We start from the raw sequence: 8489 nt of genomic DNA, 5'->3' as shown, positions 1-8489 counted from the left end.
GAACGGGCATTACACCTTCCAGACTGACGGCAAGTTCATCGACCTGGATGCGCTCGTGGCGGGACTGGAGCTGGGCTGACGGAAATTTCTGGGATTCCGGCGTACAACCCCGTAAAATAGAAGAGTGAGCACTTGATTTGCTGGTGCTTTCAAACAACGGTGTTGTTTTTTTAACAGCCGAACTGGAAAGGGAGGCTGAGCTGCTCAGTGATCACTTTATCCGTTGGCTGATTTACGCCGGCATGTTCGCTACAGGCACTGAACGACAACGCAGATGGTATGGTCTGTGCGTTCTGACTCGTCAAGGATCGGCCAATGGATCGTTTGTCTAATTTGCTCTCGCGGTTCGGCGTGCGGGCCAATCTGTTCTATGACGGCGACCTATGCGGCTCTGCATCTTACGATGGCGCCGAGCGGCGAGGTTATATCCATCTGCTTCAGGCCGGCAGCGTGACGTTGCTTGGTCCCGATCGCAAGGATTTGCAGCTCACTCGCCCTAGCTTGATTTTTATGCCACGCCCCGCCAAGCATCAATTGTTTGCGGGTGAGTCCGATGGCGCAAAGTTGTTGTGTGCTTCCATGGAGTTTGAGGGCGGAATTGATAATCCTTTGTCGGCTTCATTACCGGACTGTTTGGTGCTCGCACTCGATGATCTGCCCATGCTGGCAGACACGTTGGAGTGGATGTTTGCCGAGGCGGCAAATGTGCATTGTGGAAGGGAAGCCGCGCTTGAGCGCTTATTTGAGCTCCTAATCATTCTGTTGCTCCGTTACCTGCTCGATCATCACCAGTTGCGCACCGGAATGATGGCTGGACTGGCCGACATGCGGCTTGCCCGATCGCTTTTACAGATGCACAACTCCCCGGAACATGCCTGGTCAATAGCAGAGCTGGCCAGTGAGTCAAATATGTCACGCGCTGCGTATGCCGTGCATTTCAAGAGTGTCATCGGACAGACGCCTGCTGATTATTTGTTGAGTTGGCGAGTTAGCCTGGCTCAGAAGCTGATGCGAGAAGGGCGCTCGATTACGCTGATTGCAGCTCAAGTCGGCTACGAAAGTCCTTCGGCGCTGTCTCGCGCATTTAGACGCAAGACGGGGTTGAGCCCTCGTGACTGGTTGAAAGATCTGGCGGGGGAAAATGATGGCAAAAAGGCCTAAGGCATTACTGCCTTAAGCCATTGAAAAAATTATGCATTAATTTTACGTTTTTCCAGTTCAACCAGCGAATGGCCTGCCACAAATATCGAAACAGCAAGCAACCCTAAGTCTTTAAGCAGAAACTGACCTGGCGCAACGGAAATCGCCGGAAACCCTAAACTAGGCTCAATGACGCCCGGAGTGGAAAACATAAAGCTAAGGGTTGTGAAGAACAGGCCTGCAGACAGAGCGCCTCCTACCACGGATAGTTTGGGCGACAGCATGCGGCCTGCGATCAGAGTGCCGATCGAAATCTCTAGTATGCCGAGCAGGCTGGAGAACATGTCGACCGAAAAAATGCTATACACCCATCCCAAAAGCGGGCTGTTGCTCACCAGTGGAACCAGGCCCTCGGCCTCGTAGTGGGTAAATTTCATGCCGCCGAACCAGAAGTAAATAATAGCGAGAGCCAAGTACGCGCCATAGATACCTAGCCCCATAGTTTTGGTTCCAAGCGTTAAGTGGGCCTGTACGCTGGACTTCGAGTTTTCAATGCCTATGGTTTTCATGTCTGAGCTTCCAGTAGTGAGTGAGAGTGTGTTGGCTGCCGAACGCCGTATGCGTTGGCGATGAGATTATTATGGCTGGCATCTCTAATCAAGAGGCATCAGAAAGTATTGATTTCAGTGCAGATCGTCTTGGGCGGTGCAATTCGCGATGAAGGGATCGCCGTGGAGAGCGATGAGTGCACTATTTCGATAAAGGAGTCGTTTTACATAGGTCGATGAAGGAGTCGCCTCAGAAAACGGAAAATAAAGCACGCTAAGGCGTAGTTCCCTCGGGCTACACCGCGTCCGCACTGCGCGGTTCTTTCTTCCCTTGCAGTGACGCAATCAGCGGGCAGGAAACGTTCCCCTTCCGCGCATGGCAGGCGCACACCAAATCAGACAGCACGGCCTCCATGCGCGCCAGGTCAGCCATCCTCTCGCGCACGTCCTTGAGCTTGTGCTCGGCCAGGCTGCTGGCTTCCTCGCAATGGGTGCCATCCTCCAGCCGCAGCAGCTCGGCGATCTCATCCAGGCTGAAGCCCAACCGCTGGGCTGATTTCACGAAGCGCACCCGCGTTACATCCGTCTCGCCATAGCGGCGAATGCTGCCGTAAGGCTTGTCCGGTTCCGGGAGCAAGCCCTTGCGCTGATAGAACCGGATGGTCTCCACATTGACCCCGGCCGTCCTGGCGAAAACGCCAATGGTCAGGTTCTCCAAATTGTTTTCCATATCGCTTGACTCCGTACATAACTACGGAAGTAAGCTTAAGCTATCCAATTCAGATTCGAAAGGACAAACGTATGTCTGAACCTCAAAACGGGCGCGGCGCGCTCTTCACTGGCGGGCTGGCCGCCATCCTCGCCTCGGCTTGCTGCCTCGGGCCGCTGGTTCTGATCGCCTTGGGGTTCAGCGGCGCTTGGATCGGCAACTTGACGGTGTTGGAACCCTATCGCCCCATCTTTATCGGCGTGGCGCTGGTGGCGTTGTTCTTCGCCTGGCGGCGCATCTACCGGCCGTCAGCCGCCTGCAAACCGGGTGAGGTTTGCGCGATTCCCCAAGTGCGAGCTACTTACAAGCTCATTTTCTGGGGCGTGGCCGTGCTGGTTTTGGTCGCGCTCGGATTTCCCTACGTCGTGCCATTTTTCTATTGATCACAGGAGTTCACCATGAAAAAGCTGCTTTCCGCCCTTGCCCTCGCTGCCGTTGTTGCCCCCGTGTGGGCCGCCACCCAGACCGTTACGCTGTCCGTACCGGGCATGACCTGCTCGGCCTGTCCGATCACTGTCAAGAAGGCGATTTCCAAGGTCGATGGCGTCAGTAAAGTTGACGTGACCTTCGAGACGCGCGAAGCGGTGGTCACCTTCGATGATGCCAAGACCAGCGTGCAGAAACTGACCAAGGCTACCGAGGATGCGGGCTACCCATCATCAGTCAAGAACTGATCATGAAAGACCCGAAGACACTGCTGCGGGTCAGCATCATTGGCACAACCCTCGTGGCGCTGTGTTGCTTCACCCCTGTTCTGGTCATTTTGCTCGGTGTGGTCGGCTTGTCCGCGCTGACCGGCTATCTGGACTATGTGCTGCTGCCTGCGCTGGCGATTTTCATCGGCTTGACCATCTACGCCATCCAACGAAAACGCCAAGCCGATGCCTGCTGCACCCCGAAATTCAATGGAGTAAAAAAATGACCGAAATCACCGTGAATGGCATGACCTGCACATCCTGCGCCACCCATGTCAAAGATGCTTTGGAAAAGATTCCCGGCGTGAATGCCGCTGTGGTGTCCTATCCAGAAAGCCGCGCGCAAGTCATGGCAGACACCGCCGTGAGCCACAACCAACTGCTGGCCGCCATCGCCGCATTGGGTTATCAAGGCTCGATCCGGGTTGGTGATTTCAAAGATGAACCAAAAATCCGTGATGCACTTGAGGGCGCCGGTTTGCATATCGCCATCATTGGCAGCGGCGGGGCCGCGATGGCGGCGGCGCTGAAGGCCGTCGAGCAAGGCGCGACGGTCACGCTGATCGAACGCGGCACCATCGGCGGCACCTGCGTCAATATCGGCTGTGTGCCGTCCAAGATCATGATCCGCGCTGCCCATATTGCCCATCTGCGCCGGGAAAGTCCGTTCGACGGCGGTATTGCGGCAACTGTGCCTGCGATTGACCGCAGCAAACTGCTGGCCCAGCAGCAGGCCCGTGTCGATGAACTGCGGCACGCCAAATACGAAGGCATCCTGGACGGCAATCCAGCCATCACCGTTTTGCACGGTGAAGCGCGTTTCAAGGACGACCAGAGCCTGGTCGTCCGTTTGAACGAGGGTGGCGAGCGCGAGGTAACGTTCGACCGCTGCCTGGTCGCCACCGGTGCCAGTCCGGCCGTGCCGCCGATTCCGGGCCTGAAAGAGTCACCCTACTGGACTTCCACCGAAGCGCTTGTCAGCGACACCATTCCCGCACGCCTGGCCGTGATCGGTTCGTCGGTGGTGGCGTTGGAACTGGCGCAAGCCTTTGCCCGGCTCGGCAGCCAGGTCACGATCCTGGCACGCAGCACCTTGTTCTTCCGGGAAGACCCGGCCATCGGCGAGGCCGTGACAGCCGCTTTCCGCGCCGAGGGCATCGAGGTGCTGGAGCACACGCAAGCCAGCCAGGTCGCCCATGTGAACGGCGAATTCGTGCTGACCACCGGACACGGTGAATTGCGCGCTGACAAGTTGCTGGTTGCCACCGGTCGGGCACCGAATACGCGCAGCCTCGCGCTGGACGCGGCGGGGGTCACTGTCAATGCGCAAGGGGCCATCGTTATCGACCAAGGCATGCGCACGAGCAACCCGAACATCTACGCGGCCGGCGACTGCACCGACCAGCCGCAGTTCGTCTACGTGGCAGCGGCCGCCGGCACCCGTGCCGCGATCAACATGACCGGCGGCGACGCAGCCCTCAATCTGACCGCGATGCCGGCAGTGGTGTTCACCGACCCGCAAGTCGCCACCGTGGGCTACAGCGAGGCGGAAGCGCACCACGATGGCATCGAGACCGACAGTCGCACGCTGACACTCGACAACGTTCCGCGAGCGCTTGCCAACTTCGACACACGCGGCTTCATCAAGCTGGTCATCGAGGAAGGTAGCGGACGGCTCATCGGCGTGCAGGCGGTGGCCCCGGAAGCGGGCGAACTGATCCAGACGGCGGTGCTCGCCATCCGCAACCGCATGACGGTGCAGGAACTGGCCGACCAGTTGTTCCCCTACCTGACAATGGTCGAGGGGTTGAAGCTTGCGGCGCAGACCTTCAACAAGGACGTGAAGCAGCTTTCCTGCTGCGCTGGATAAAAAAAGGAGGTTTTCAATGAGCGCCTACACCGTGTCCCGGCTGGCCCTTGATGCCGGGGTGAGCGTGCATATCGTGCGCGACTACCTGCTGCGCGGATTGCTGCGTCCGGTGGCGTGCACCCCGGGCGGCTATGGCCTGTTCGATGATGCCGCCTTGCAACGGCTGTGCTTCGTGCGGGCGGCCTTCGAGGCGGGCATCGGCCTGGACGCGCTGGCGCGGCTGTGCCGGGCGCTGGATGCTGCGGACGGCGATGAAGCGGCCGCGCAGCTTGCCGTTCTGCGTCAGTTCGTCGAGCGTCGGCGCGAAGCGTTGGCCGATCTGGAGGTGCAGTTGGCCACCATGCCGACCGAGCCGGCACAGCACGCGGAGAGTCTGCCATGAACAGCCCCGAGCGCTTGCCGTCCGAGACGCACAAACCGATCACCGGCTACCTGTGGGGCGCGCTGGCCGTGCTCACCTGTCCCTGCCATTTGCCGATTCTCGCCATTGTGCTGGCCGGCACGACGGCCGGCGCGTTCATCGGAGAGTACTGGGGTATCGCAGCCCTCACGCTGACCGGTTTGTTCGTCCTGTCTGTGACACGACTGCTGCGGGCCTTCAAAGATCGATCATGAGCGCTTCCCATTGAGACAAACCACGCTGTCGCTACGTTGCCTCATGCCGGCATCAAATTCGGCTGAGTAGCTTCTCGCCATCTGGACGTAGCTCACCCTTGGGTGAAACATGCCGATACAGGGTCTGCCGCGTGACGCCAAGTTCCTGGCACAGGTCGCCGACCTTGGTCTCTGGCTGACCCATTGCCGCCATCGCCAGCCGCAGCTTGGCGGCGGTCATCTTGAACGGCCGGCCGCCTTTCCGCCCGCGCGCGCGGGCCGAGGCTAGGCCGGCAATCGTGCGCTCCGCGATCAACTCGCGCTCGAACTCGGCCAGGGCGGCGAAGATGCCAAAGACCAGCTTGCCGGCGGCGGTCGTGGTGTCGATGGCCGCGCCGTGCCCGGTTAATACCTTCAAGCCGATGCCGCGCCCAGTCAGGTCGTGCACGGTGTTGATGAGATGTCGCAGGTCGCGTCCGAGCCGATCCAGTTTCCACACGACCAGTGTGTCGCCAGTTCGCAACGCCTTCAGGCAGCTCGTCAAGCCGGGCCGATCCTCGCGCATGCCGGATGCCTGGTCCTCGTAAAGATGTACTGGATCGACCCCGGCGGCAATCAGCGCGTCGCGCTGCAAATCGGTAGCCTGGGAGCCGTCCGCCTTCGATACCCGCATGTAGCCTATCAGCATGTCGTACCTGTCACATATACGTTCGATTATGTGACAGTTTGCATCGGGAAGCTCTGCACGTCAAAATTTGTCACTTAACCCGTCATTCTGTCTAAGGCATGCAAAGGGTAGGCTAGGCTCATAATGTGACAGAAATTCCGGGGGGATGCCTTCCTTCGCGAAGGTGGCGCGCAACTGTTCCAAGGAAGCGGGGTCGCGCCGACCATAGGAAGCCAACGCGAACAGCGAGCGTGCCGTCTCGGGGTTGTGTCGTGCTTCAATGATGGCCTCATCAATGGCCTGGATTGCACGCTGCCAGTGATCGACGGGTTCGGGCTTCGGCGCTTTCGCCGGCAGGCCACTGGTGAACCCGGTTTGGGGCTCGGACCAGAATAGCTTTGCGTGCTCGCCTGGCGGGCTTATATCCCTCACCTCAATCAAGCTGATTGCCGTTGCCGCCGCCTCCAGCATCTGCAACCGTACTGCCGGGTTCAGGGTTTCATACGGTCGCCACAGACTTTGCCCAGCACGCAGCGGATGCCCGCAGCATTCCCAGATTTGGCGGAGATACCCCGCGTAGGTGCCGCACGTCGAAAGCGGGGTGTTCAGCTCATCGAGCAGCGTGCGTAGCAGCCTAAACCACAATCCGGCGTGGATGCGTCGGCGCGGCAACTCCACGTGGCCGGTCGTCAGTGCCTGCCAGGTACGCTGGTCCATCGCCGCAATCGCGTCGCTGGCAGTGCGCGGTTCGGCGTCGGCGTTCTCCCAGCCGAGAAACCGCCCTGGCACGCCCCAATAGGATTCCAGCCAGCAGCCATGCAGTGGGCAGCTCAGCATCAGGGGCAGCTTCCACGCGAGCAGTACGGCTTGGTTCTCCGGATCGTTCAGGCAGAGCGGACAGGCGCGGTGTATCGGTTGGGTGGGCAGCCAGGCACGCCAGCTCGTGATGGATCGCGTCTTACGGCGGAGTCTCGGCAGCAGTACCGAGAGCTGGAACGCATAGGTTTCCAATGCGGCTGGAATCTGATCATCAAGGCTGTCCAGTAGCCAAGGCACCCAGCCGGCGAAACTCATGCAGCGCAGCCGATCCAGCTCGATACCGCTCCGCTGGGAGAGCATCGCCAGCAGCGCCAGTGGTGGCGCGGTGTCCAGGTCATCAACCTGGCCGTGACCAAGATCGTGCTCCAGCAGCTCGGACACTTCCATGTGATAGCAAAGGGCCACGCGGTTGAGCCACGAAGACAGGGCTTCGGCTTCCCTGGGTGCCGGATGCAGTGGCCAGCGTGGCGCTGGCTTCACATCAGTTCCCGCTCGAATTGCCGCCGCCGCTCGCTGGGACCGGTGTAATCGGCCATGCTGAGCGTGCGGTGGTTGATCGCTTCCTCACCACTCTCCACGGCGGCCACGGCCGCCGCCATCAAAAGGTGCGCCAGCTCGCCAATAGTGCCCTCGCTGCGCGTGAGCAGGTAGCGAGCCATGTCCAGCGTGGCAATCGACGAAGGTCGCCGCAGCGGGAGCGAAGCCGCGAAGCTGGCCAGCAGTGAACAGCAATCGTCGTTGGCCTCCCACACCGGCAGCATCATCGGCTCGAAGCGATTTTCCAACTGGTCATCCGAGCGGATGGCCAGGTAGGCGTCGCGTGTGCCCACACCGACCAGCGGGATGCGCAATTCGTTGCCGAGGAAGCGCAGCAGGTTGAGGAATTCCCGGCGGTTGACGCTGTTGCCGGCCAGGACGTTGTGCAGCTCGTCGATCACCAGCAAACGCACACCGAGCTTGCGCAGCAGTGTCAGCGCCAGTTGCTCTATTTCCGGCAGCCGTGGGCGCGGTCGCAATGGTGCTCCCATCGCCGCGAGCAGCGCGACGTAGAAGCGGATCACCGATGGCTCGGACGGCATCTGCACGACCAATACCGGGATGTGCTCCTGGTCGGCGTCGGAGCTGGCCGGGTGGGCGCGGCGGAACTTCTCGACGATCATCGACTTGCCGTTGTTGGTTGGACCGACCAACAGCAGGTTGGGCATGCGTTGTTTGTTTGGCCACGTATACAGGGCTTCCAGCCGGTTCAACGCCTCGACTGCTCGCGGATAGCCGATCCAGCGGTCGGCGCGAAGGCGATGGATGCGCTCGTCCGCCGGGAGACGGGCCAAGCCCTGGGCCGCCGGCAGCAGGTGGGACAGGTCGATGATGGGATATTCGTCCACGG

The 8489-nt window shown here is 60.2% G+C and carries 12 protein-coding genes; 7 read left to right on the top strand and 5 right to left on the bottom strand.

Annotation, left to right across the window (positions count from 1 at the left end):
* Window positions 1-315: 315 nt before the first annotated feature.
* Entirely contained in the window at window positions 316-1161 is an 846-nt protein-coding gene (locus ACNFBR_RS18785; RefSeq protein WP_003464995.1) for an AraC family transcriptional regulator, read from the top strand.
* 29 nt (window positions 1162-1190) lie between these two features.
* On the opposite strand, the gene ACNFBR_RS18780 is transcribed toward ACNFBR_RS18785, so the two are convergent.
* Window positions 1191-1709, bottom strand: a complete 519-nt coding sequence (locus ACNFBR_RS18780; protein ID WP_003464991.1) for a YkgB family protein — start codon at window positions 1707-1709, stop codon at window positions 1191-1193.
* Between the two features lie 274 nt (window positions 1710-1983).
* On the bottom strand, window positions 1984-2418 hold the full coding sequence (gene merR / locus ACNFBR_RS18775) for an Hg(II)-responsive transcriptional regulator (RefSeq protein ID WP_000429838.1): 435 nt from the start codon (window positions 2416-2418) through the stop codon (window positions 1984-1986).
* A gap of 71 nt (window positions 2419-2489) precedes the next feature.
* Between merR and merT the strand changes: the two genes are divergently transcribed.
* The 6 genes from merT to merE are packed head-to-tail and all read left to right on the top strand — an operon-like array spanning window position 2490 to window position 5637.
* On the top strand, window positions 2490-2840 hold the full coding sequence (merT, locus tag ACNFBR_RS18770) for a mercuric ion transporter MerT (protein WP_001294667.1): 351 nt from the start codon (window positions 2490-2492) through the stop codon (window positions 2838-2840).
* Window positions 2841-2855: 15 nt separating this feature from the next.
* A complete protein-coding gene (gene merP / locus ACNFBR_RS18765) occupies window positions 2856-3131 on the top strand; it encodes a mercury resistance system periplasmic binding protein MerP (RefSeq protein ID WP_000735441.1) in 276 nt (91 codons plus the stop codon).
* A 2-nt stretch (window positions 3132-3133) separates the two neighbouring features.
* Window positions 3134-3379 (top strand): mercury resistance system transport protein MerF, encoded by a 246-nt coding sequence (merF, locus tag ACNFBR_RS18760; RefSeq protein WP_000654684.1) that lies wholly within the window; start codon window positions 3134-3136, stop codon window positions 3377-3379.
* A complete protein-coding gene (gene merA, locus ACNFBR_RS18755) occupies window positions 3376-5022 on the top strand; it encodes a mercury(II) reductase (RefSeq protein ID WP_000136268.1) in 1647 nt (548 codons plus the stop codon). The genes merF and merA overlap by 4 nt, the downstream gene beginning before the upstream one ends.
* A gap of 16 nt (window positions 5023-5038) precedes the next feature.
* Window positions 5039-5404 carry a mercury resistance co-regulator MerD gene (merD, locus tag ACNFBR_RS18750; protein ID WP_003465059.1) on the top strand — a complete coding sequence of 122 codons (366 nt, stop codon included), beginning with the start codon at window positions 5039-5041 and terminating at the stop codon, window positions 5402-5404.
* Entirely contained in the window at window positions 5401-5637 is a 237-nt protein-coding gene (merE, locus tag ACNFBR_RS18745; RefSeq protein ID WP_001087809.1) for a broad-spectrum mercury transporter MerE, read from the top strand. The genes merD and merE overlap by 4 nt, the downstream gene beginning before the upstream one ends.
* Window positions 5638-5689: 52 nt before the next feature.
* Here the strand turns inward: merE and ACNFBR_RS18740 are convergent, their stop codons facing one another.
* The 3 genes from ACNFBR_RS18740 to ACNFBR_RS18730 are packed head-to-tail and all read right to left on the bottom strand — an operon-like array spanning window position 5690 to window position 8487.
* Window positions 5690-6304: a recombinase family protein gene (locus ACNFBR_RS18740; protein ID WP_000904941.1), complete on the bottom strand. Its 615-nt coding sequence runs from the start codon at window positions 6302-6304 to the stop codon at window positions 5690-5692.
* Between the two features lie 60 nt (window positions 6305-6364).
* The gene (locus ACNFBR_RS18735) at window positions 6365-7582 is read right to left on the bottom strand and encodes a TniQ family protein (RefSeq protein ID WP_009288528.1); all 1218 of its coding nucleotides are present in this window, start codon (window positions 7580-7582) and stop codon (window positions 6365-6367) included.
* Window positions 7579-8487 carry a TniB family NTP-binding protein gene (locus ACNFBR_RS18730; protein WP_013741668.1) on the bottom strand — a complete coding sequence of 303 codons (909 nt, stop codon included), beginning with the start codon at window positions 8485-8487 and terminating at the stop codon, window positions 7579-7581. Before ACNFBR_RS18730 ends, ACNFBR_RS18735 begins: the two co-directional genes overlap by 4 nt.
* Window positions 8488-8489: the final 2 nt, after the last annotated feature.

This window comes from Pseudomonas sp. NY11955 (genome assembly GCF_048068035.1).
In the GTDB taxonomy this organism is placed as follows: Bacteria; Pseudomonadota; Gammaproteobacteria; order Pseudomonadales; family Pseudomonadaceae; genus Aquipseudomonas.
The sequence above is the reverse complement of the archived record's forward strand: the minus strand, read 5'-3'. Positions and strand labels throughout refer to the sequence as shown.